At 63.1% G+C, this 23,576-nt stretch carries 22 protein-coding genes and 1 tRNA gene; 9 read left to right on the forward strand and 14 right to left on the reverse strand.

The genetic code is table 11. The annotated features are described in order from the left end of the window. Positions 1-4 precede the first annotated feature (4 nt). The 5 genes from ACE4QZ_RS17040 to ACE4QZ_RS17060 are packed head-to-tail and all read right to left on the reverse strand — an operon-like array spanning position 5 to position 2,975. A complete protein-coding gene (locus ACE4QZ_RS17040; RefSeq protein WP_021782858.1) occupies positions 5-781 on the reverse strand; it encodes a molecular chaperone in 777 nt (258 codons plus the stop codon). A gap of 40 nt (positions 782-821) precedes the next feature. Then, complete coding sequence (locus tag ACE4QZ_RS17045) at positions 822-1,325, reverse strand: spore coat U domain-containing protein (protein WP_021782859.1); 504 nt, start codon at positions 1,323-1,325, stop codon at positions 822-824. A gap of 3 nt (positions 1,326-1,328) precedes the next feature. Beyond that, the gene (locus ACE4QZ_RS17050) at positions 1,329-1,862 is read right to left on the reverse strand and encodes a spore coat U domain-containing protein (RefSeq protein WP_021782860.1); all 534 of its coding nucleotides are present in this window, start codon (positions 1,860-1,862) and stop codon (positions 1,329-1,331) included. 18 nt (positions 1,863-1,880) lie between these two features. Continuing rightward, entirely contained in the window at positions 1,881-2,417 is a 537-nt protein-coding gene (locus tag ACE4QZ_RS17055; protein WP_021782861.1) for a spore coat U domain-containing protein, read from the reverse strand. 30 nt (positions 2,418-2,447) lie between these two features. Next, positions 2,448-2,975, reverse strand: coding sequence for a spore coat U domain-containing protein (locus tag ACE4QZ_RS17060; protein ID WP_021782862.1), 528 nt, complete (start codon positions 2,973-2,975; stop codon positions 2,448-2,450). 267 nt (positions 2,976-3,242) lie between these two features. Here ACE4QZ_RS17060 and ACE4QZ_RS17065 point away from each other — a divergent pair, with 267 nt between their 5' ends. Genes ACE4QZ_RS17065 through ACE4QZ_RS17075 form a run of 3 tightly spaced genes read left to right on the forward strand, consistent with a single transcriptional unit; the run spans position 3,243 to position 8,367 of the window. Continuing rightward, on the forward strand, positions 3,243-5,489 hold the full coding sequence (locus ACE4QZ_RS17065) for an ATP-binding protein (RefSeq protein WP_021782863.1): 2,247 nt from the start codon (positions 3,243-3,245) through the stop codon (positions 5,487-5,489). Positions 5,490-5,504: 15 nt separating this feature from the next. After that, positions 5,505-5,966, forward strand: a complete 462-nt coding sequence (locus ACE4QZ_RS17070) for a response regulator (protein WP_021782864.1) — start codon at positions 5,505-5,507, stop codon at positions 5,964-5,966. A 13-nt stretch (positions 5,967-5,979) separates the two neighbouring features. Continuing rightward, positions 5,980-8,367, forward strand: a complete 2,388-nt coding sequence (locus ACE4QZ_RS17075) for a response regulator (RefSeq protein ID WP_410480095.1) — start codon at positions 5,980-5,982, stop codon at positions 8,365-8,367. 116 nt (positions 8,368-8,483) lie between these two features. Here the strand turns inward: ACE4QZ_RS17075 and ACE4QZ_RS17080 are convergent. Further along, positions 8,484-8,558: transfer RNA gene (locus tag ACE4QZ_RS17080), tRNA-Gln, on the reverse strand. A gap of 258 nt (positions 8,559-8,816) precedes the next feature. On the opposite strand from ACE4QZ_RS17080, the gene ACE4QZ_RS17085 reads away from it, so the two are divergent. Continuing rightward, on the forward strand, positions 8,817-9,059 hold the full coding sequence (locus ACE4QZ_RS17085) for a hypothetical protein (protein ID WP_020193386.1): 243 nt from the start codon (positions 8,817-8,819) through the stop codon (positions 9,057-9,059). A gap of 132 nt (positions 9,060-9,191) precedes the next feature. Further along, complete coding sequence (zapE, locus tag ACE4QZ_RS17090) at positions 9,192-10,262, forward strand: cell division protein ZapE (protein WP_021782866.1); 1,071 nt, start codon at positions 9,192-9,194, stop codon at positions 10,260-10,262. 195 nt (positions 10,263-10,457) lie between these two features. On the opposite strand, the gene ACE4QZ_RS17095 is transcribed toward zapE, so the two are convergent. Then, on the reverse strand, positions 10,458-12,347 hold the full coding sequence (locus ACE4QZ_RS17095; protein ID WP_021782867.1) for a propionyl-CoA synthetase: 1,890 nt from the start codon (positions 12,345-12,347) through the stop codon (positions 10,458-10,460). Between the two features lie 179 nt (positions 12,348-12,526). On the opposite strand from ACE4QZ_RS17095, the gene ACE4QZ_RS17100 reads away from it, so the two are divergent. Next, entirely contained in the window at positions 12,527-13,393 is an 867-nt protein-coding gene (locus tag ACE4QZ_RS17100; protein WP_021782868.1) for a LysR family transcriptional regulator, read from the forward strand. On the opposite strand, the gene ACE4QZ_RS17105 is transcribed toward ACE4QZ_RS17100, so the two are convergent. The 5 genes from ACE4QZ_RS17105 to ACE4QZ_RS17125 all read right to left on the reverse strand — a co-directional run bounded on the left by ACE4QZ_RS17105 (position 13,367) and on the right by ACE4QZ_RS17125 (position 17,368). Next, positions 13,367-14,521: an HPP family protein gene (locus ACE4QZ_RS17105; protein ID WP_021782869.1), complete on the reverse strand. Its 1,155-nt coding sequence runs from the start codon at positions 14,519-14,521 to the stop codon at positions 13,367-13,369. The two genes, ACE4QZ_RS17100 and ACE4QZ_RS17105, sit on opposite strands and share 27 nt — an antisense overlap. Positions 14,522-14,760: 239 nt before the next feature. Beyond that, positions 14,761-16,080: a sensor histidine kinase gene (locus ACE4QZ_RS17110; protein WP_021782870.1), complete on the reverse strand. Its 1,320-nt coding sequence runs from the start codon at positions 16,078-16,080 to the stop codon at positions 14,761-14,763. Then, on the reverse strand, positions 16,077-16,745 hold the full coding sequence (locus ACE4QZ_RS17115) for a response regulator transcription factor (protein WP_003250345.1): 669 nt from the start codon (positions 16,743-16,745) through the stop codon (positions 16,077-16,079). The genes ACE4QZ_RS17110 and ACE4QZ_RS17115 overlap by 4 nt, the downstream gene beginning before the upstream one ends. Further along, the gene (locus ACE4QZ_RS17120) at positions 16,746-17,060 is read right to left on the reverse strand and encodes a PepSY domain-containing protein (protein WP_003250344.1); all 315 of its coding nucleotides are present in this window, start codon (positions 17,058-17,060) and stop codon (positions 16,746-16,748) included. After that, positions 17,060-17,368, reverse strand: a complete 309-nt coding sequence (locus ACE4QZ_RS17125; protein ID WP_021782871.1) for a PepSY domain-containing protein — start codon at positions 17,366-17,368, stop codon at positions 17,060-17,062. Before ACE4QZ_RS17125 ends, ACE4QZ_RS17120 begins: the two co-directional genes overlap by 1 nt. A 237-nt stretch (positions 17,369-17,605) precedes the next feature. Here ACE4QZ_RS17125 and ACE4QZ_RS17130 point away from each other — a divergent pair, with 237 nt between their 5' ends. Together ACE4QZ_RS17130 and queD are read left to right on the forward strand one after the other, a co-directional pair. Beyond that, complete coding sequence (locus ACE4QZ_RS17130) at positions 17,606-18,685, forward strand: patatin-like phospholipase family protein (protein WP_021782872.1); 1,080 nt, start codon at positions 17,606-17,608, stop codon at positions 18,683-18,685. Positions 18,686-18,738: 53 nt separating this feature from the next. Beyond that, positions 18,739-19,095 carry a 6-carboxytetrahydropterin synthase QueD gene (queD, locus tag ACE4QZ_RS17135; RefSeq protein WP_012053047.1) on the forward strand — a complete coding sequence of 119 codons (357 nt, stop codon included), beginning with the start codon at positions 18,739-18,741 and terminating at the stop codon, positions 19,093-19,095. A 26-nt stretch (positions 19,096-19,121) separates the two neighbouring features. Here the strand turns inward: queD and ACE4QZ_RS17140 are convergent, their stop codons facing one another. Then, positions 19,122-19,880 (reverse strand): hypothetical protein, encoded by a 759-nt coding sequence (locus ACE4QZ_RS17140; protein ID WP_230849517.1) that lies wholly within the window; start codon positions 19,878-19,880, stop codon positions 19,122-19,124. A 70-nt stretch (positions 19,881-19,950) separates the two neighbouring features. Further along, positions 19,951-20,418: a DUF1289 domain-containing protein gene (locus ACE4QZ_RS17145; RefSeq protein ID WP_162149592.1), complete on the reverse strand. Its 468-nt coding sequence runs from the start codon at positions 20,416-20,418 to the stop codon at positions 19,951-19,953. Positions 20,419-20,823: 405 nt separating this feature from the next. On the opposite strand from ACE4QZ_RS17145, the gene acnB reads away from it, so the two are divergent. After that, positions 20,824-23,433 (forward strand): bifunctional aconitate hydratase 2/2-methylisocitrate dehydratase, encoded by a 2,610-nt coding sequence (acnB, locus tag ACE4QZ_RS17150; protein WP_021782875.1) that lies wholly within the window; start codon positions 20,824-20,826, stop codon positions 23,431-23,433. The last annotated feature ends 143 nt before the right edge of the window (positions 23,434-23,576 follow it).

Raw genomic sequence — 23,576 nt, forward strand, 5'->3', positions numbered from 1 at the left:
TGGCTCATTGGCCTTGGCGGATGGCGTCCGCCGAGCGCTGACCATTGACCCTGCCCTTCAGCACGCTGCCACTGTCGGATGCCACGGGGGCCGGCCAGCGCATGCTTGCACCCGGCAGCACATAACCCAGCAGGCCTTCAGCCAGTGGCTTGCTTTGGCGGCCTTGCTGCACGACCACATCGGTCAGCCGCGCATGTACCGGGCCCGTGTTACGCAGTTCAATGTAGGGCTTGCCTTGCACCGTCACCGGGCGCCAACTGAGCTGCGGCTTGCCCACCCCCTCGGCGTTGCGTTTGCCTTCAGGGTCGGCCTTGCCCCACAGCCCCTCGCCATAGACAAACAGCGGCACCGAATAGCGCATCTGCAAACGAATGGCCGCCGTCGCGCCAGGCTCAGCCTTGTCGACCGGGATGGCGGGCGGAATCTCGTCGATGATGATGCGGTAGGCCTGCTCCTGGCCGGCGGGTGAAGGGCCGGTACGGGTCAGGCGGATCAACTGCTTCTGCCCGGGAGCGATGTTGGCGACCGGCGGGCTGCCGATAATCTCGCGCTGCGCCTGGAACTGCTCCTTATAATCACCCTGACGCCAGGCGAATACCCGCACCTGCAGGTTTGCCGGTGCAGTGCCACGGTTTTCCAGCCACAACGCACCTGCCTTCTGGTCGGCCTCCAGCACCGGGTCGATCGGCCAGATCAGCACCGAAGTGGCCGCCCAGGCCGGCAGGCTTGCCAGCGACAACAATCCAGTCAATCCACGCATCCACTTCGCGCCTGCCCGCATGCAGCTCTCCTTAGACACTTGTCATGGGTGGTGCTGGCAGTTACCAGGTCACCGTCACTTGCACCACATCGGTGTAGGTCCCCGCCGGCTGCGTGCCGGTCAGCTGAACCCGCCCGTACACTGGTAGCTTGATCGCCGTCGGGTCGGAATAGCTCACCGCCACGCTCTGGCCGATGCCCAAAGCCTGGGTATAGGCCGCGTCCCGGTACAACTGGTAGGCCAGCACTTGCGCACCACTGGTGCGCTTCAGGTTGCGTGTGCCACTGGTACTGTTTTGCCCGCCGTCCAGGCTCATGCTCATGGCCACGCCCGGCGTGCACTGGAACGTCACGGTAGAACCCCCCAGGGATGTGCTGAGCAGCCCCGTGGACAGCGCCGACTGCGAGCCATAATCGAGCGTGCCGTAACTGGTGACACCGCCTACCACCAGGCACCCGGCGACAACCTGCGCCGTCACCGTGAAGGTACTGGTGGTCACTGCCCCCAACGGGGCGGTCAACAACATGCTGACGCCAGTCAGGCCTCCTGCCAGCCAGCCGCGCATGGATCAGAACGACAGCTCGACCGAGATCGTGTCGCTGTAGACCCCGGCAGGCAGGCCCGCCTTGCCGACGGCCTTGCCGTAAAGGTTGACCGTTTGAGCGGCGCCGGTACTGGTCGGCAGGGTGATGGTGTCGTCGACCGCCAGCAACGCCGTACGCCCAGCGTCGGTATAGAGGTCATACGGTACAAAGTTGCCAGAACCATCGGCGAGCGCACGGGTGCCGCCGCTCGACTGGCCGTCATGCAGGCCGGCACGCACTTTGATCACAGGCACCGTACCTGCCGAGCACAGGATGCTCATGGCGCCACCTCCGCCTCCCAGCACCTGGGCATCGGCGGTAACGAACAAGGCATCCTGGGTACCGAAGTCCAAGGCACCGAAGTTAAGCCCCGACGTGCCCGACGTGCCATTGACCTGGCACGCCGCAGTCAGCGTCAGGGTCGAGCTGATACTCCCCGTCACCGTGGCCGCCTGGGCCTGGGAAGCCAACGCCAGGCCCAGGCCTGCGAGGACGCAATATGAAAGGTTCGTTCGCATCGGAGTCTCCTTGCGTGGTTACCAGTCCAGGGTCACTCTGAGGGTGTCGCGGTAAAGCCCGGCCGGCAGCGCACGCGGTTGCGCCACTACCACACCGTAGATGGGAATCGGTACTTGCTGGCTGCTGCGAATGGTGAAGGCCCGCACCTGGCCGATGCCGTAGCGGCTATTGCCACCTGGGTCGACCGCCAGCTGATAAGGAATCAGTTCACGGCCGTTGCTCAGGCGGCGTATGCCATCGTCGCCATAGAGTCCACCATTGATACGCACGTTGAAGGCCCGAACTTCAGGCGTGCAACTGATCTGCAGGCTGCCCTCTCCACCCACTTCGTCCACCTGGCTGCGTAACGGTTGGTTCCAGTTCGGGCCGCGCTCGCCAAAGTCCATTACGCCTGGATCACCCAGCACGGCCGGTTGCGTCTCGTTGCTGCTGATTTGGCAAGACGCGCTGATCACCAACCGCGCCTGGATGAAACCGGTGGTGCTGCCATGCGCCACACTACCGGGGACCAGCAGCGGGCCGAGGGTGAGCAACAGGATCGAAGTGCGGTTCATGGCCGGGCGTCCTTGTGCATGGTGGCGTCCCTACCAGGTGACGGTGACTTTGAGCAGGTCGGCATAAACCCCTGCATCCGGCACCCAGGCCAGTTTGTCGATACGTGCGTACAACGGCAATTCAACCGAACCGCTGCCCGGCACACGCGCCGACAGGGCTACACCTACCGCCAGAGGCTCACGCCAGGCAGCATCACGGTACAAGCGATAAGGAATGGGCCGCGCCGTGCGGTCGTGGCTGGCCAGGTAGCGCAGCTCGCCGACGCCACCATGCTGGCCACCATCGACGCGCACCTGATAGGGCGTATCCGGGTTGCACTCAAGGCGCGGCGGGTGCTGGCTCAGCAGCACGCCGCTCAAGGGAGCGCCAGGGCCATCCAGGCGCGCCGTCGCACCCAGGTCGATTCGCCCCAGGGCCTGGGCTCCCGCATCGCGGGTCTGGGTGACCAGCATGCAGCCACGCTGCACCAGCACCCGCACTTCCACGAGAAAATCCGCAGCCACGGTACTGCCGCTGAACAACAGGCCGAACAGCGCGGCCAGCATGCGCTCCGTCACCTTGTTATCCTTATCGAGACGTCCTGAACTGAGCGTAGCAGTGAGGCGGCACAAGCGAAGTGGCATAAAGCCATTTTTTTGTATTAGCGACAAAGCGGTATCGTTGCCTCAAAAAAAGCCTGTGCTGCACAGAACCCATGGCCAACCCGTGCCTCCAATGGCCAGGAGCCGGTAAATGGGCCGGGATTCTGTTAGGGTGAATCGTACTCGTCCTGCGCCAGACACCTGTGCCGTACACGGACGGACATGACAGGAGCTTTTTCAATCATGACTGCAGACAACTCACTGGCAGACGCCATGGAGCGCTGTGCCCAGGAACCGATCCAGGTTCCGGGCAGCATCCAGCCTCACGGCTTTCTGCTGGTGCTGGATGCCACCGACCTGTGCGTACTGCAGGCCAGTGAAAATGTCGAGCACTGGTTGGGCTTGCCAGCCCGTGAACTGATCGGTTGCCACTTCTCCGACCTGGTTCACGATGGCTTTGACCTGCACGCACACCTCTCACGGCTTCCCGAAGATGAAGTCTTCCCATTCCACATTGGCGACGTGTGCTTGCGCCAGGGCGCACCCGTCAGTGCCCTGCTGCACTTGCTGGTCCACTGCCACGATCAGGTGCTGATTGCCGAGTTCGAACCACCCCGCCTGCCAGCAGACCTGGCCGGGCAAGGCGACTATTACCCGTTGGTCCGCAGCTTTGTCGCCAGTCTGCAACTGGCCAGCAGTATCGAAGACCTGCTGCAGCAAACGGTGTTGCAGCTCAAGCGCATCACCGGGTTTGGGCGCGTCAAGGCTTACCGTTTCGATGCCGAAGGCAACGGCCAGGTGCTGGCCGAGGTAGCCGACCCGGGCTACCCCAGCTACGCGGGCCTGTGCTTCCCGGCTGCGGACATCCCGCGCCAGGCGCGCGAGCTGTACCGGGTCAACCGTATCCGCGTGATCGAAGATGCCAACTATCAGCCCTCGCCACTGCTGCCTGCTACCAACCCACGCACCGGCAAGGCGCTGGACATGAGTTTCGCTGTACTGCGCAGCGTGTCGCCCGTGCACCTGCAGTACATGCGCAATATGGGCACGCTGGCCTCGATGTCACTGTCGATCGTGGTCGACGGCGAGCTCTGGGGGCTGATTTCCTGCCACCATCAGCAGCCACGCCCGGTGGACTTGCGCACCCGCACGGCCTGCGAACTGTTGGCCAGCGTGCTGTCGTTGCAGGTGGAGTCCCGCGAGTCCCACACCAGCACGCGCAAGCTGTTGGCGCTGCGCCAACACATCGTACGCATGATCTCGTCCATGGCCGACCACGACAGTGTCAGTGACGGCTTGCGCGACCTGCCCCACGTGCTGCTGGCCTTTGCCGACGCCCAGGGCGCGGCGGTGATCTCGGCCGAGCGCTGTGACCTGATCGGCCAGACTCCGCCTGAGGCACAGGTGACGGCGCTGGTGCACTGGCTCGGCCAACGTGACGAAGACAGCGTGTTCCACAGCGACAACCTGCGGCGCGACATCACTGAGCTACCCGAGCTGGCAAACCACGCTGGCGGGGTGCTGGCAGTGGCCATCTCGCAGATCCACTCGCACTACCTGCTGTGGTTCCGTCCCGAGCAGATACGCACGGTCAACTGGGCCGGCCAGCCGACCAAACAGGTCGGGCCACAGGGCACCCTCGACCCGCGGCACAGTTTTGAACGCTGGCAGGAAGAACTGCGCGGCTATTGTCAGGCGTGGGACCCACTGGTGATCGAGGGTGTGATGGAGCTGCGCACCGCTGTGCTGGGCATTGTCCTGCGCAAGGCCGAAGAACTGGCACAACTGGCTGGCGAGTTGCGCCGCTCCAACAAGGAGCTCGAAGCGTTTTCCTACAGTGTTTCCCACGACCTGCGCGCACCGCTCCGGCACATCGCCGGCTATACCGAACTGCTTGGCGAAATCGAAGGCGAGGGCCTGAGCGAACGCGGCAAGCGCTTTCTGCAGCATATCGGTGAGGCGGCGCATTTTGCCGGCAGCCTGGTCGACAACCTGCTCAACTTCTCGCAGATGGGCCGCTCGGCCTTGCGCCTGTCAGACGTCGACCTGAACGCCCTGGTCGAGGCCATTCGCAGCGAACTGGCCCCCGATTACGAAGGCCGCGCAATCGTTTGGGACATCGCCCCGCTGCCCAAGGTGATCGGCGACCCGGCATTCATCAACATGGCCTTGCACAACCTGATAGCCAATGCCATCAAGTACACCCGCGGCCGCGACCCTGCTCGCATCGGCATCAGTGCCGTACAGCACCCCGGCGAAACCGAGGTCTGCATCCGCGACAATGGCGTGGGCTTCGACATGGCCTACGCCAACAAGCTGTTCGGCGTCTTCCAGCGCCTGCACCGCATGGAAGATTTCGAAGGCACCGGCATTGGCCTGGCGAGCGTACGCCGCATCATCGAGCGCCATGACGGTCGAGTCTGGGCCACTGGCCAGATCGACCAGGGCGCCAGCTTCCACTTCACCCTACCCCGAAACACTGTTACCTGAGGCATCGCTACCATCATGCTCAAGCCCATTCTGCTGGTCGAAGACAACCCCCGAGACCTGGAGCTGACCCTGCTGGCCCTGGAGCGCAGCCAGTTGGCCAACGAGGTCATCGTGCTGCGTGACGGCGCCGATGCGCTCGACTACTTGCTGCGCCGCAACGTCTATGCCGAGCGCGATGACGGCAATCCTGCCGTGCTGTTACTCGACCTTAAACTGCCCAAGGTCGACGGCCTGGAGGTGCTCAAGGAAGTGCGCGCCACTGCCGAACTGCGCAGCATCCCCACCGTAATGCTGACCTCCTCGCGCGAAGAGCCCGACCTGTTGCGTGCCTACGAGCTGGGGGTAAACGCTTATGTGGTCAAACCCGTGGAATTCAAGGAATTCGTCGCCGCCATCTCCGACCTCGGGGTATTCTGGGCAGTGCTAAACGAACCGCCACCCGGCTCACTGCGACTGAACCGTCGCGGTAGCAACTGAGGCCGCCGCGACGATGCATCAAACGCCGTTGAAACTACTGATGGTCGAAGACAGCTCGATGGACGCCGAGCTGACCCTGATGCGCCTGGAGCGCAGCGGGCTGCATGTACAGTCGCAGCTGGTGTTCGACCATGCGGGTGTCGAACATGCCCTGCGCCAGGCCCACTACGACCTGATCTTGTGTGACTGCGTGCTACCAGGCTCGTCTGGTACCGAAGTGCTGGCCATCGCCCAACGCCTGGCACCCGATATTCCGTTCATATTCCTGTCCGGCATTTATGGCGAAGAGCACGCGGTGGAAATGATCCGCCTGGGCGCGACCGACTATGTGTTGAAGAAGAACCTGCCACTACTGCCCAAAGCCGTGCGCCGAGCCCTGAGCGAAGTGCAGGAACGCCAGCGCCGTCGCCGCGCCGAAGAGGCCTTGGCGGACGTCGAAGCACGTGCTCGCATTGCCATCGACGCCGCCGGCATGGGCACCTGGGACCTGCGCCCGCAAGAGGGCCTGTTGCTTTGGGATGACCGCTGCAAGACCTTGTTCGGCCTGCCCACCAGCACCGAAATGAGCCTTGAAGTGTTCTACGCCGGCATCTACCCCGACGACCTGCCACTGGTGCGCGAGGCGGTGGAACATGCCATGCGCCCGGAAAGCGACGGTCATTACCGCGTGGAGTTTCGGATCGCGCAACCCAATGGCCTGGAGCCCCGCTGGTTGCTGAGCAGCGGCCAGAGCCAGTTCGTCGGTGATCAGTGCGTTCGCTTCTCAGGCGTGCTGCAGGACATCCACACGCAACGCCAGGCTACCCAGGCGCTGCGTCAGCTGAACGAGATGCTCGGCGAGCGGGTCGAGCGCCGTACCCGCGAACGCGATCGTGCCTGGGAGCTGTCGCAAGATTTGCTGGCCGTGCTGAACAAAGACTTGACCCCGGTCGCGCTGAACCCCGCCTGGGAAGCCAGCCTGGGCTTCTCACGCGAACGCCTGAGCCAGTCCTCCTTGCTGCACCTGCTGCCGGAACACGACCAGGAACAGTTACTCACCGAACTGGCCGCCCTCTCCCATGGCCGCACCAGCGCACGCTTTGTCGGTCGCATTCTGCATGCCGGCGGCCAGCAACGCTGGCTGTCGTGGGTGGTGGTGCCGGAGGACACCCTGCTGTACGTGGTGGCACGCGACATCACCAGCGAGCGCGAAGCCGCCCTGGGCCTGGCAGATGCCAACGCCCGGCTGCGCGAACAGATCAACGAGCGCGAGCGCATCGAGGCCGCTCTGCAGCAGATGCAGCGGCTGGAAGCGGTCGGGCAGCTGACGGCTGGCGTGGCGCACGACTTCAATAACCTGCTGACGGTGATACTCACCGGTGCCAGCTTTCTGGAGCGCGATCTGGCCAAGGCCGACCTGGAAAAGGCCCGTACTCGCCTCACCCATATCCGCGAGGCGGGCGAGCGTGGCGCCAAGCTGACCTCGCAACTGCTGGCCTTCTCCCGCCGCCAGCGTCTGGAGCCGGTGCCGCTGAACCTCAATCGTACCCTGGCCGGCCTGGAAGAGCTGCTGCGCCGCACCCTGGGCGGCAACGTCTCGGTGCGCCTGGACCTTGACCTGGCCCTGTGGCAGGCACTGACCGACCCCACCCAGACCGAGATGATCATCCTCAACCTGGCGATCAATGCCCGCGATGCCATGCCCTACGGCGGCCAACTGACCCTGACAACGCGCAACACCCGTATCGACAAGCGCCCACAACGCCCGGAAGACCCGGACCCGGGCGAGTACGTGATGCTGAGTATCCGCGATACGGGGTGCGGCATGAGCGAAGACGTGCAGGCCAAGGTATTCGAGCCTTTCTTTACCACCAAGGACATCGGCAAAGGTTCGGGGCTGGGCCTGGCCCAGGTATTCGGCTTCGCCAAGCAGTCCGGTGGCGGCGTGCGCATCGACACCACACTCGGTCGCGGTACCGAAGTGGCGGTATACCTGCCAGCGGTAAAAGAGGAGATGGTGAACGAACCTGCAGCAGCAGTGCTCAGTCAGCCGATCAGCGAAAGCGGCCATAACCGCACGGTGCTATTGGTGGACGACGACCATCTGGTGCGCGACATGCTGGGTGATGTGTTACGCCAATACGGCTACCAGGTGCGCCAGGCGCACAGCGGCGAACAGGCATTGGCCTTGCTGGATGACGATATCGACCTGCTGCTGACTGATTTCGCCATGCCCGAGTTCAACGGTGCACAACTGGCGCTGGCGGCCCGCGAACGGTACCCCCACGTGCCGGTGGTGTTTCTTACCGGTTATGCGGAGCTGCAGGGGCTGGAACTGCCGGGCAGCCTGGTGATCCAGAAGCCGGTGCAGGCTGATGAACTGGCCAGGGCGCTGAACGAAATGCTGGGGATTGCCGGGTAACCTGGTACGGCACGAACCGCGCTCAGGAGGCGCGGTGGCGCGTAAAACTACACAAACGCGAAAACCCAGTGCTCATCTTTCCTGGCACTGGGTGAAATACGTTTGAATCTGAAAAATGGCAGGGGCGGCTGGATTCGAACCAACGCATGGCAGGATCAAAACCTGCTGCCTTACCGCTTGGCGACGCCCCTGTATCGGATGCAGCATTTGCTGCTCTGACAATTCCAAGTGAGTGACAACTGGGTTGTTGTCTTGGAATGCGCGGCACTTTAACAACAAACTTTCGGTCTGTGAACCCCCCGATAAAAAAAATTGCCAAAAAACAGCGAGTTAGTCATTTCGGCTCTGGTGCAGCGACCGTCCGTCGGTTTCCGCCTGCCTCGCTTCAACACAATCGCATTCCGCACTTCCAATCAGGTAAGCCCATTGCATTGACCAAGGAGGACCCCATGCCTGTCTCTCACGACCTCTACCAGGACCTGCACTACCCGCGCGAAATCGTCCAGCAGCGCCGCCAGCAGGACAAGGCGCTGGACCGCCTGCTGGACGAGTACGTGGACATCGACAACCAGGTGCTGGCTGCCGAATCGATTTCGGCCGGTAACTTCGTCGACGAAGACCTGCGCCACCTCAAGGAGCGTCGCCTGGCGGTGAAGTACATGATCGAGCGCCAACTGGAGCGCAAGGCATAGCCCGTACAGGTACAACAGGCGGTCAGACCTATCGCAAGAAGTGATGATTGCCCGGCACTTTCTCTATTAGTCAAAATGGCCGCCCTCGGGCAAGCTGCAGGCTGCCCCACCATCGCCCAAGGAGCGTTGCTTTTGTCTGCCTGGATCCCCACCCCCCTGCGCCAGCTTGGCCAACGCTTGCGCGGCACCGCCAATCAACAGAGCGAGCTGCTCGGCTGGTTCGAGGACAAGGCGCGCAGCCGCGGTTATCAGTTGAGTGACGGTCAGCGGCGGGTAATCCACTGCATGGCCGAACAACTGACGCAGCTTGAACAAGGCCAACCGCGCAGCCTGTACCTGTACGGCTCGGTCGGCCGTGGTAAAAGCTGGCTGCTCGATGGCTTTTTCCAGGCCGTGCCGATAGCCGCCAAGCTGCGCCTGCACTTTCATGACTTCTTTGCCCGCCTGCATCTGGGCATGCATCGCCACCGGGCGTTGGACGACGCGCTGGGCGCAACGCTGGACGAACTGGTGGGCGGCTGCCGGGTGCTGTGCTTCGACGAATTCCATGTGCATGACATAGGCGATGCCATGCTGCTCACCCGGCTGTTCAACGCCTTGTTCGCCCGTGGCGTGTACCTGCTGGTGACCTCTAACTATGCGCCCGAAGGGCTGTTGCCCAACCCGCTGTATCACGAGCGTTTTCTGCCGGTCATTCGCCTGATCAACAGCTCGATGCAAGTGCTCGAAGTCGGTGGCGACACTGATTTTCGCAGCTTGCCGGCCAACCGCGAGCATCAGCGTTTTACCCAGGGCCATTATGTCTGGCCGGGTGATGCGGCGCAGCGCCAGGCGCTGAACGTGCCGAACGAACACCCGGTGATGCTGGAAGTGAACAAGCGCCCGCTGCGGGCGCTGGCCGTCGATGGCCGACGGGTAGTGCTTGGTTTTGACGATCTGTGCGAGAAGGCCACCGCGGTCATCGACTACCTGGTGCTGGCCAGGGACTATGACGAGTGGGTCATCGATGGGCTGGATGACCTCTCGGAGTGTTCGCTGGCGGCTCAGCAGCGCTTCGTCAACCTGGTAGATGTGCTGTATGACCAGGATCGGCGGGTGGTTGTGATCGGTAAACGACCGCTGGAAGAGAGCCTGGGCGGCCCACTGGCCGACCTGATGCGTACCCGCAGCCGGTTGGGGCAACTGCACCAGATTGCCCCCTGAGCCTGCAGTGCCTGAGACGGCCCTTTCGCGGGTGAACCCGCTCCTACGAACCACCGATGCGTGTGTAGGAGCGGGTTTACCCGCGAATACGGTGGCAGCGCCAACGGTGAACGACCGGTGGAAACTGGCCAGCAGGCCCGGCCCCTTCGCGGGTGGAGGCGCTTCGCCCGCGAAAGGGCCATCGAGGTCAAACCATCAGCCCGCCCTGGGCAAATCCGCCAGCACCGCTTCGATCTCGCCCAGCACTGCCGGGTCATCCAAGGTCGAAGGCGGCACATAATCCTGCCCATCGGCAATCTTGCGCAGCACCGCCCGTAGAATCTTGCCGGAACGGGTCTTGGGCAGGCGCTTCACCAGCCGAACCCGGTTGAAACAGGCCAGCGGGCCGATTTCCTCGCGCACGCTGCCCACCAGCTCCACCAGCAACTGCGCCTCGGCAATGCCCTCGCCATCCTTGAGTACCACCAGCGCCAGCGGTACCTGGCCCTTGATCTCGTCATGCACGCCGATCACTGCGCACTCCGCGACCGCCGGGTGGCGGGCGACCAGGTCTTCCATTTCGCCGGTGGACAGGCGATGACCGGAAACGTTGATCACATCATCGGTGCGCCCCATGATGTAGACGAAGCCATCATCGTCCAGATAGCCGCCATCGCCCGTGTGGTAGTAACCCGGATACGTGCGCAGATAGGCCTGCAGGTAGCGCTCGTGATCCCCCCACAGTGTCTGACTGCAACCGGGTGGCAATGGCAGGGCAATCACGATCGCCCCCTGATGGTTGGCCCCGAGCAAGTGGCCTTCGTCATCCAGCACGCGAACGTTGTAGCCAGGCACCGCCCGGTTGCTCGACCCTGGCTTCGCCGCGCTGCCCTCCAGCCCGACGCAAGGCGCGGTGACCGGCCAGCCGGTCTCGGTCTGCCACCAGTGGTCGTGCACCGGCTTGCCACTCACCCGCTCCAGCCATTCATGGGTGCTGGAATCCAGCTTTTCCCCCGCCAGGAACAATTGCCGCAGCGAGCTGAGGTCATGTTTGCGGATCAGTTCGCCCTCCGGGTCTTCCTTGCGGATGGCGCGCATGGCCGTAGGTGCACAGAACAGCGCGTTGACCTGATACTGCTCCACCACCCGCCAATAGGCCGAAGCATCCGGGGTGCGGATCGGCTTGCCTTCGTAGAACACCGTGGTACAGCCGCTCATCAACGGCCCATAAACGATCAGTGAATGGCCGACCACCCAGCCGACGTCGGAAATGCCCCACCACACATCGCCGGCCTGCATGCCATAGATATGGCGCATGGCGTAACACAGCGCCACGGCATTGCCGCCGTTTTCCCGGACGATACCCTTGGGTTTCCCGGTGGTGCCCGACGTGTACATGATGTATAGCGGGTCGCCGGCATCCAGCTCCACAGGCGCCACCGGCTCGGCACCGGCCAAGGCCGCCTGCCAGTCCAGGTCGCGGCCTGGCAGCAGCTCAGCGTGCGCCTGCGGCCGCTGCAGCACCAGCACATTGCGCGGCTGGTGCCGGGCCAGTTGCAGGGCGCGGTCAACCAGCGGCTTGTATGCAATGACCCGGTCGAACTCCAGCCCACACGATGCCGTCAGCAACAAGGTTGGGCGGGCGTCATCGATGCGCAGGGCCAACTCGTTGGCCGCAAAGCCACCGAACACGACCGAATGCACCGCGCCGATCCGCGCGCAGGCCAGCATCGCCATGGCCGCTTGCGGCACCATGGGCATGTAGATGATCACCCCATCGCCCTTGTTCACCCCCAGCTGGCGCAGCAAGCCGGCCAGGCGTGCTACCTCATCACGTAACTGGTTGTAGGTGTAAGTCTGCTGCACGCCGGTCACTGGCGAATCGTAGATCAGCGCCAACTGCTCGCCCCGGCCCTGCTCGATCTGGTGATCGAGGGCCAGGTAACAACTGTTGAGGCGGCCATCAGCGAACCAGCGGTGGGTCCCGTCGGCGTTGTCTTGCAGGGTCAGGGCAGGCTTGCGGTGCCAGGCCAGGTGTGCGGCCTGTTCCGCCCAGAAAGCGGCAGGGTCGGAAATGGAATGGGCGTAGCTGTGCTGGTAGCTCATGTCGTCAGAAACCCGGTACTTGTTGTTATTGAAGGGCGAAACTTGAGTATGGACCGCTACACCCACCCTGCCATGGGACTAAAGTCACAACCGACCTGCAAATTTGCAGACAACGCAATAACGCCCCATAACAGTGCAAAGCCTCTAGAATAGGCACCCCCTCAAACACCGAGCAGCCCATGGACATCGATCAGGCCCGTACCTTCCTGGAAATTGTGCGTTGCGGCAGCCTGGTCGCCGCAGCCGAACGCCTGTTCGTGTCACAAACCGCGATCACCGCGCGCGTGCAGCGCCTGGAGCAGCAACTGGGTTGCCAGCTGTTCGTGCGTAGCCGCAGCGGCGCCAGCCTGACCAGCGATGGCGAAGCGTTCGTCAGTTATGCCAACCAGTTGGTGCAAACCTGGGAAGCCGCGCGCCGCGACCTGCCGTTGCCTGAAGGTTGCCAGCAGGTGCTGCATGTGGGCGGCGAGGTGAGCCTGGGCAACCCGATGATGCTCGACTGGGTAAGTGCCCTGCACCGCGAACTGCCCAGCCATGCCATCCGCAGCGAGGTCAGCGATGGAGAATCGCTGCTGCGCAAGGTCGAGATGGGCTTGCTGGACGCCGCGCTGGTCTACCAGCCGACCTACGGCCCAGGACTGCAGGTGGAACAGTTGATGGAAGAGAAGCTGATTCGCGTGCGCCGGGTCGACCGGCCCGAACCATATATCTACATCGACTGGGGCGAGGCCTTCCGCCGCCAGCATGATGCGGCCCTGCCCGACCGCGCGCGCCCGGCGTTAAGCTTCAACCTTGGCCCGTTGGCCCTGCAGTTCATACTCGACCAAGGCGGCAGTGGCTACTTCCGCACGCGGGTGGTGCAGGCCTATCTGGACAGCGGCGTGTTCGAGCGGGTACCGCAGGCACCGGAGTTCACCTACCCGACCTTCCTGGTGTACCCACGCAAACGCGACAGCGAAGCCCTGCAACAGGCCTTCGCCATCCTGCGTCGGCTGGTAGCTGCCGGCGCCAGCGACTGGTCACAACGCTGGGACCCGGTTATCTGAAGCCTCGGTCTTGCTGAGCAACTGGCGCTTGAGGCCGGCAATCAGGTCGGTCTGGGTGATCACCCCCACCAGCTTGTCGCCATCAAGCACCGGCAAGCAGTGCAGGCCTTGTTCGCACAACAAAGGCAGCAAGCGTTCCAGCGGGTGCTGGCTGCTGACACTGACAACCCGCGTGCTCATCACTTGCGCCATGCGCACTGCCTTGCGGCCGAACAGGCCGCGCCAGCCGCAACGGCCACGCTGCATGGCCGGGCCAACCAGGTCGCTGAGGCTGACGATGCCCACAAGCTTGCCGTGCTGCAGTACAGGCAGGGTTTTCAGGTGATGGCTGGCGAGCATTTTCCACGCCTGCTCCAGCGTGGTATCAGGCGTGGCGAACTGCACATCGCGGGACATCACCGAGGCTGCGGTGATACCACCAAGGCTGCGCTGCAGGGCGTGCTGCTCGGTCGCAAGGATGATGCGCTCCAGCTCGTCGCGGGTGACGTCGACAAACTCGCCCAGCTCTTCCAGGGCCTGGTCCAGGTCTTCACCGCGGATGCCGACCCGCTCGCCGGGCAGCGGGTCATGGGTGTGGTGCAGGTCTTTGCGCGGCACCGCGCCTTTCGGGTAGCGCACACCCGTCAGGCGGTTGTAGGCGATTGCCACGCTCACCAGGATCAGCGCATTGAGCAGCACCGGCTCCAGCAGGTGATCGCCCATGGCAGTCAACCCCGTGTCGGCCAGCACCGCGCTCACCGCCACCCCGCCACCCGGTGGGTGCAGACAGCGCAACAGGCACATGACCAGGATCGAGATACCGAGCGCCGCAGCAGCCACCCACAGCTCCGGGCCGAAGCCTTCGCGCATCGCCAGCCCTACAGCGCCGGCCACGGCGTAGCTGCCCAACACCGGCCAAGGTTGGGCCAATGGGCCGGAATGCACGGCAAACACCAGTACCGCTGAAGCAGCCAGCGGGCCGAGCAAGTGCAGGGCGATGCTGGGCCCATAGGCCATGCTGGTCAGCCAGCCCGCGAGGAAAAGGCCAAGTAGCGCACCGATACCGGCACGCAACCATTCTTTGGGGGGGATGTTCAGGGGGGACGGCAGCAGCCGCTGCAGACGACTTTCGGAACGCGAGGCAGACATTTGGGCAATCGGGATCTTTGGTTTTTCTGATTAAAAAGAAAGCCCAGCCGAGCTGGCCTGGGCCTCGTATTGCGCATGCAATACCACAAGGGGCTCCGTCCGTGGAAGGATGGAAACCGCAGGGTTTCGTGAGGGAGATTCTGCCGGGCGCAGCGGGATTGGGCTAATTCAAAAAAATGCGCCTGTACTGCAATTTTTTTGTAGTACTGACACCCTCGTGGCGCGCAGCGGCCCCGGCATTATCGGGCCTTGCGCGGCAGGTCGATGCTCACTCGCAGGCCGCCCAACGGGCTTTCCAGCAAGGCCAGGTGCCCTTCCCAGGCATCAACGATGTCGCGCACGATGCCCAACCCAAGCCCATGCCCGTCCACCTGCTCGTCCAGCCGCGAACCACGCTCCAGCACCTGCTGCCGCTGCCCTTGCGGAATACCCGGGCCATCGTCATCGACCCACAGCTGGTAGCCCTCGGCGTTCGACGCGATGCCCAGACGCACCTCGCTGTCAGCCCACTTGCAGGCGTTGTCCAGCAGATTGCCCAACAGTTCCAGCACGTCCTCGCGGTCCCATGGCAACAACAGCCCGGGCGGCACATCACTTGCCAACAGCAGGCCCTCGCCATGAATCATGCCCAAGGTCCCGAGCAACCCCGGCAGTTCGGCATCACAATCGAACTGCGCGCCCGGCAGCGCATCCCCTGCCAGGCGTGCACGGTTCAGCTCGCGCGCCAGACGCTCCTGAATCTGCTGCAACTGCTCGCGCATTTGCGCGCGTACCTCGGGCAGCCCCTGCAGGCGCTCACTGGAAGCCAGGCTCAGCAGCACCGCCAGCGGCGTCTTCAGCGCATGGCCGAGGTTACCAAGGGCGTTGCGTGAGCGACGCAGGCTGTCTTCGGTATGGCTAAGCAAGTGGTTGATCTGCCCCACCAGCGGTACCAACTCGCTGGGCACCTCGGCATCCAGCTGCGAGCGCTGCCCCTGCTGCAACTGGGCAATCTGCCGGCGTGCCCGTTCCAGCGGCCGCAGCGAGCGGGTGACCGTGATGCGCTGCAGCACCAGAATCAGGATCAGCGCCACCAGCCCCATGCCCAGGCCGATTTGCTGCAAGCGCCGGAAACCTTCGCGCACCGGTGAATAGTCTTGAGCCACACTGATCGAAATGTCCTGGCCCAGGCGCCGGTAGTCGGCACGCAGGGTCAGCAGTTGCTGGCCTTCCGGGCCCAGTTCATGGCTATCGGAAAGCCCGGGCGCTGCGGGCTTGGGCATGTCCAGGTCCCACAGCGAACGAGACCTCCAGGTACCCTGGTCAAGGTCAATGCGGAAGTAATAACCGGAAAACGGCCGCTGATAGGCAGCCGAGATGCGCCGCTCATCCAGCTGCAGGCCCGAAGGCCCACGCACCAATGCCACCAGAAGGTTCTCGCTTTCCTTGCGCAGGCCGTTTTCCAGATAACGTTGCAGGCCGGCTTCGAACAGCCACAAGGTCAGTTGCGCCAGCACCACGCCGACCACCACCAGCACCGCCACCAGGCCCAGGCTCAGGCGCGCCTGGATCGACTTCACTCACCGCTCCCGGCATAGATGTAGCCTTGCCCGCGTCGGGTTTCGATAACACTGCGACCCAGCTTGCGGCGCAAATGGTTGACGTGGACCTCCAGCACGTTCGAGTCGCGCTCGGTTTCACCGTCGTAGAGGTGCTCGGCCAGATGGCTTTTGGACAGGATCTGCTGCGGGTGCAGCATGAAGTAGCGCAGCAGGCGGAACTCGGCCGCGGTCAGTTGCACATCCACACCCTCGCGACTCACGCACTGACGGCTTTCGTCAAGGTGCAGGCCGGCCGCTTCCAGCTTCGGCTGATTGGCCAGGCCACGGGCGCGGCGCAACAAGGCCTGGATGCGCAACTGCAGCTCTTCGGGATGGAACGGCTTGCTCAGGTAATCGTCAGCCCCGGCCTTCAGCCCTTCGATGCGCTCGGCCCAGGAGCCGCGGGCGGTGAGGATCAATACCGGTGTGGCCAGGCCGGCGGCACGCCACTGGGCCAGCACGTCCAGGCCGGGCAAGCCAGGCAGGCCGAGGTCCAGGATGATCAGGTCGTAAGGCTCGCTTTGCCCCTGGTAAACCGCGTCACGGCCATCAGCCAGCCAGTCCACGGCATACCCCTGGCGCTGCAGGCCGGCGGTCAGTTCATCGGCCAACGGTACGTTGTCCTCGACAAGCAACAGGCGCATTCAGTCATCTTCCTCGTCTTTGAGCAGGGCGCCGGTGCTGGCATCGAGCTTGATCTCGCGCACCACACCTTCAGTCGTCAGCAACTCGACTTCATATTCGTAGCGATCATCGTCCTCTTCCAGCTCGGCTTCCAGCAGACGCGCCCCGGGGTGACGCCCCAGGGCGGTCTCGAGCAGTTGCTCGAGCGGCAGGATGATGCCCTTCTGACGGAGCTTCAGGGCTTCATCCTGGTCCAGGTCGCGGGCAACAGCCAGGGAGCAGACGGCAAGCAGCGAGAGCGCCAGGTAACGTGCCGTCCGGGATACATGGATCATCAGCTGTCTCGTTCGTCCTTGAGCACCTCACCGGTCTTGGCATCCATGTCGACGTCCCATTCGAAGTTCTGCGTATCACGCAGCTCGACCTTGTAGATGTAGCGGCCGTACTCGTCTTCAAGTTCCGAGTCAGTGACGGTGGCGCCTGGGTGCTTGGCCACGGCAGCGGCCTTGAGCTCGTCCAGCGACTTGATGGTCTTGGCGTTGACCAGTTTCACCACTTCGTCAGGCTGAACGTCCTTGGCGAAGGCGACATTGGCGCCCAGGGCGAGGGCAGCGGCGGTGATCAGGGCAGTCAAGGTTTTCATCGTTCTTCTCTCCTGAGAACTGTACAAGTTGTCTACGGGGTTAAGATTAACCACCGGTCCTTAATTCAACCTGAAAACAGCTGGCGGCATGATAGCGCAGTTACGGCGCTAGCCAGGCTCGGCAACCTTCAACGAGCGGCCTTGTGCTTCGAAAGGGCCAATACAGGCACATGCAGTTATGTTATCTGTAACGGACCCTCGCAGCACAAGGCTGCTCCTATGCCCAAGAGACCCGCCATGAGCGCCATCCACATCAAATACCCCGCCCTCACCTTCAAGGCCGGCCGGCGTGCCTTGCGACACATCCGCGAGCGCGGCCTGCAGGCGGCCGATGTCGGGGTATTGCCGGGCGCGGCGGGTGGGCCGAAGCCGCTGGGCATCCAGGGCCTTGACCTGGCGCTGTTCGGCGAGTGGCTACCCTCGGCACCCCGTCAGCGTGCCCTGATCGGCGCATCGATCGGTGCCTGGCGCTTCGCCAGCGCCTGCCTCGACGACCCGGTCGCCGGCATCCGCCGCCTGGGCGAGCTGTACACCGAGCAGGATTTTGCCAAGGGCGTCACTCCCGCCGAAATCAGCCGCAGCTGCCAACGCATGCTCGATGACCTGCTGGAAGGCCGCGACGGCCAACTGCTGGCCAACCCGCACTACCGCCTGAACATTCTGGTGGTGAAAAGCCATGGCCAGCTCGCTCACGACCATCGCGGCCGCCTGGGGCTGGGCCTGGGCTCGGTGGTTGCCAGTAACCTCCTGGGCCGTTCGCGCCTGGCCCGCCATTTCGAGCGCATCATTCTGCACGATGGGCGCGCCGCCCCTCCGCTCGACACCCTGACCGACTTCCCCTCACGCTACCTGCCGCTGGACTTGACCAACCTGCGCCATGCCCTGCTCGCTTCCGGGTCGATACCGATGGTCATGCAGGGCGTGAAAGACATCCCCGGTGCCGGCGCCGGCACCTACCGCGACGGCGGCCTGCTCGACTACCACCTCGACCTGCCCTACCGCGGTGACGACCTGGTGCTGTACCCACACTTCACCGACAAGGTGGTCCCTGGCTGGTTCGACAAGGCCCTGCCCTGGCGCAAGGGCGATGCCACCCGCCTGCAAAACGTGCTGCTGATGACGCCTTCGCCGCAATACCTGGCCGCTCTGCCCTACGGCAAACTGCCCGACCGCAACGATTTCAAGCGCTTCATGGGCGATGCGCCAGGGCGCAAGCGCTATTGGTACAAGGCCATCGCCGAAAGCCAGCGCCTGGGTGATGAACTTCTGGAACTGACCGCCACCGGGCGGCTGCATGAACGCCTGCAAGCCTTGTAGCGGCCATGCTGGTAGACTGCGCGCATTATTGATTCACACAGAGTTATGACAGCGTGGAAATTTTCAAGGAATTCACATTCGAATCGGCCCACCGCCTGCCCCACGTCCCTGAAGGGCACAAATGCGGCCGCTTGCATGGCCACTCATTCAAGGTCGGCCTGCACCTGACCGGCCCGCTCGATCCGCACACGGGCTGGATCCGCGACTTCGCCGAGGTCAAGGCGATCTTCAAGCCGATCTATGATCAGCTGGACCACAACTACCTGAACGACATCCCCGGCCTGGAAAACCCCACCAGCGAAGTGATCGCCAAGTGGATCTGGGACCAGGTCAAGCCGCTGATGCCGGAGCTGTCGAAGGTGCGTATTCATGAAACCTGCACCAGCGGCTGCGAATACAGCGGCGATTGATTGGCGCTGCGCTAACCGAGCATGGGTCAAGGATTGGCAAAGAGTGGGCGAGGGTGAGGAGGCACGCAAGGGTTCAACACCTGCAGGCTGAACTGGCCACGCTCGCCTCGACGGTTGTTAAGGTATGCAACCCGCTCGACACTTCGCCTCACTTGCCGACCGTCCGGGCTATAAAGCTTCATGTTCAAGAACAATTGCCCTTCTTGCAACCGCTGCGGATTCAGGCCAGGGATGTGCCACAGTGGCGTTCGTCGCGCGGCGGTCAGCTTGTACAGGACCGCATCCAGATCGATAGGCGGGTCGACGGATAGCACCACGGATGTCCCGAAGGGGTCGCGCAACGCCAGACTGGCCGGGTCGTCCTTGAGCACACCGGCATCCGAACCCGCCGGGTAAAAGCCCAGGTACCCGTTGCGACTGACGTCGAGCCAGTATTCCAGTGAAGGCCAGCGGTTCACGTTATTGCCCTCATATGCAGGGCGGATCTCGTAAACGAAGCCTGTTGCAACTCGATAGACACCAAACCAGAAACTGTCACAAAACGCACGCTGACGACCCTCGCCCGCCCACAACGAGTCAATCAGGAAGGATTGCAACATTTCTTCGCCGTAGTCCAGGCTGGTCATCAGCCAACCATCGTCACCGTTCCAATCATCGAATTCGACCCAGAACGGCCGGGTGATTTCATCATCGTGAAACTGGGCAGCACGCAACGGTGCATCCAGCAGTTGCCAGCGGCATGTCGCGGTAAAACTCAGCAGCCGTTCAAAATACAGATCCGCCATCATCGGTACTCCATACGCTCGATAAAAACGCACAATGGCGCCTTTTCAAAGCATGGAGCAGAAAGAAGGCTTACCTCAGTTCGGCACGCAGGAAGGCAGGGGCTATGTAGCGCTGGTAATGCGCCTCGGACAACAGGAAGAATTCGCGGTCGATGGCGTCGCGCAACTGCGGCAGATCCCAGTCGCGGAATTCAGGCATCAAGGCCATCCCATAGGCCTCCAGGTCGCGGATCATCCGCGCCCCGCGGGCAATCAGCTGGTAAGCCCAGCAATATTCCGACTGCTGCTCGACAAAGCGGATGGAGCGCTGCTCCAGTTGCTGGCGCAGCAGGCCTTTGTCGAACACCTCAAGCTTGGCCATCATCACCTGCACCAGCAGCTGTTCAAGGCGCAACCACACGGCGCGCTTTTGCGTATCGTCGTAGCCGTTCCAGTTGATCACTTCGTGGTGAAAACGCTTGCAGCCACGGCACACCGTGTCTCCGTACACCGTGGAGCACAGGCCGACGCAAGGGGTCTTGATGGACTTGTTGGACATGAAAAACAACAGCTTGGCGATGGAACACAGGCCCATGTTAGCCCTTTGTCTAACCAGGGTCACTCGTTAAAGTCGCGTACACCGCCTTACCTTCGGGCTTTTTTTACCGTAGAATCACCCGGCCTTTTCAAAGGCAACAATGTCCGTTGGAAGCTGTTTTCAAAGCGTCACGAGCACAGTTGATCCGGTAGAACGGCGTTGGCCCGGGCCATGCATCCCTCGCATGCCCGCGCCAGCCCTCATCAGCCCCCGTTCTGCAGGCGTAAAACTTTGAAAGCAGCTTCTGTAAGGATTCTTTGCGACCCTGGCTGGGCGGCCCACAAAGCCGCGGCAGCGCATGGGTGCATTGAATGCTGGATAAGCGTCCCGGACCCCCTTTAGGGACCACTGATGAGGGAAATAACTGTGCTTGAAGCCTACCGCAAACACATCGAAGAGCGCGCCGCCCTGGGTATCGTTCCCCAGCCGCTTAACGCCGAACAAACTGCAGGCCTGGTCGAGCTGCTGAAAAACCCGCCGGCCGGCGAAGAAGCCTTCCTCGTAGACCTGATCACCAACCGCGTACCGCCAGGGGTCGACGAAGCTGCCTACGTCAAGGCCGCTTTCCTCTCCGCCGTCGCCAAGGGCGAAGCCAAGTCCCCACTGATCGACCGCAAGCACGCCACCGAACTGCTGGGCACCATGCAGGGCGGCTACAACATCGAAACGCTGGTCGCACTGCTGGATGACGCCGAACTGGGCGCCGTCGCGGCCGAACAGCTCAAGCACACCCTGCTGATGTTCGATGCCTTCCACGACGTGGCCGAAAAAGCCAAGGCCGGCAACGCTCACGCCAAGGCCGTCCTGGAATCCTGGGCTGCCGGCGAGTGGTTCACCTCGCGTCCGGCCATCGCCGACAAGTACACCCTGACCGTGTTCAAGGTGCCTGGCGAAACCAACACCGACGACCTGTCGCCTGCCCCGGACGCCTGGTCGCGCCCTGACATTCCGCTGCACGCCCTGGCCATGCTGAAAATGGCCCGCGACGGCATCGAACCGCAGCAGCCTGGTTCGGTCGGCCCGCTGGCCCAGATCGAAGCCGTCAAGGCCAAGGGCTTCCCGGTTGCCTATGTTGGCGACGTGGTCGGTACTGGCTCCTCGCGTAAATCCGCTACCAACTCGGTACTGTGGTTCTTCGGCGACGACATCCCGTACGTGCCGAACAAGCGCGCCGGTGGCTTCTGCTTCGGCACCAAGATCGCCCCGATCTTCTACAACACCATGGAAGACGCCGGCGCCCTGCCGATCGAATTCGACTGCACCAACCTGGGCATGGGCGACGTCATCGACGTTTACCCATACAAAGGTGAAGTACGCCGTCACGACAGCGACGAGCTGGTCACCACCTTCGCGCTGAAAACCGAAGTGCTGCTGGATGAAGTCCGCGCTGGCGGCCGTATCCCGCTGATCGTCGGCCGTGGCCTGACCGAAAAAGCCCGCGCCGAGCTGGGCCTGGGTGCTTCCGACCTGTTCAAGAAACCAGAGCAGCCTGCCGATTCCGGCAAGGGCTTCACCCTGGCGCAGAAAATGGTCGGCCGTGCCTGTGGCCTGCCAGAAGGCCAGGGCGTACGCCCAGGCGCCTACTGCGAGCCAAAAATGACCACCGTCGGCTCCCAGGACACCACTGGCCCGATGACGCGCGACGAGCTGAAAGACCTGGCATGCCTGGGCTTCTCTGCTGACTTGGTCATGCAGTCGTTCTGCCACACCGCGGCCTATCCGAAGCCGATCGACGTCACCACCCACCACACCCTGCCAGACTTCATCCGCACCCGTGGCGGCGTGTCGCTGCGCCCGGGCGACGGCATCATCCACAGCTGGCTGAACCGCATGCTGATGCCTGACACCGTAGGTACCGGTGGCGACTCGCACACCCGCTTCCCGATCGGCATCTCGTTCCCGGCCGGTTCCGGCCTGGTGGCCTTCGCTGCCGCCACCGGCGTCATGCCGCTGGACATGCCAGAATCGATCCTGGTGCGCTTCAAGGGCAAACTGCAGCCAGGCATCACCCTGCGTGACCTGGTTCATGCCATCCCTTACTACGCCATCCAGCAGGGCCTGCTGACCGTCGAGAAGAAAGGCAAGAAAAACGCCTTCTCCGGCCGCATCCTGGAAATCGAAGGCCTGGACGAACTGACCGTCGAGCAAGCCTTCGAGCTGTCCGACGCCTCGGCCGAGCGTTCCGCTGCCGGTTGCACCATCAAGCTGCCGGAAAAGGCTATCGCCGAGTACCTGCAGTCCAACATCACCCTGCTGCGCTGGATGATCGGCGAAGGCTACGGCGATGCCCGCACCCTGGAGCGCCGCGCCCAGGCCATGGAAGCCTGGCTGGCCAAGCCTGAGCTACTGTCGGCCGACGCCGATGCCGAATACGCCGAAATCATCGAAATCGACCTGGCCGACGTCAAAGAGCCTGTGCTCTGCGCGCCGAACGACCCGGACGATGCCCGCCTGCTGTCCTCGGTACAAGGCGAGAAGATCGACGAAGTGTTCATCGGTTCGTGCATGACCAACATCGGTCACTTCCGCGCGGCCGGCAAGCTGCTGGAGAAGGTCAAGGGTGGCATTCCGACCCGCCTGTGGCTGGCTCCGCCAACCAAGATGGACGCTCACCAGCTGACCGAAGAAGGCTACTACGGCATCTACGGCAAGGCCGGGGCTCGCATGGAAATGCCAGGCTGCTCGCTGTGCATGGGTAACCAGGCACGAGTGCAGACCGGTTCGACCGTGGTCTCCACCTCGACCCGTAACTTCCCGAACCGTCTGGGCGACGCTACCAACGTGTACCTGGCATCGGCCGAACTGGCCGCTGTCGCTTCGATCATCGGCAAACTGCCGACCGTCGAAGAGTACATGCAGTATGCGAAAGACATCGACAGCATGGCTGCCGACGTTTACCGCTACCTGAGCTTCGACCAGATCGCCGAGTTCCGCGAAGCGGCAGCCAACGCCAAGATCCCGGTGGTCCAGGCGTAAGCTGAGTTACAGGTTGTAAGCAAAGCCCCGGCAGCGATGCCGGGGCTTTGTTGTTAGGGCCTGCGCCGGCCATTTCGCGGCTAAAGCCGCTCCCACAGGGCTCCCACGGTGTTCCAGACCTGCGCACGCCCTTGTAGGAGCGG

It is taken from the genome of Pseudomonas sp. DCA-1 (assembly GCF_046523955.1).
GTDB classification, from domain to species: Bacteria; Pseudomonadota; Gammaproteobacteria; order Pseudomonadales; family Pseudomonadaceae; genus Aquipseudomonas; species Aquipseudomonas putida_Y.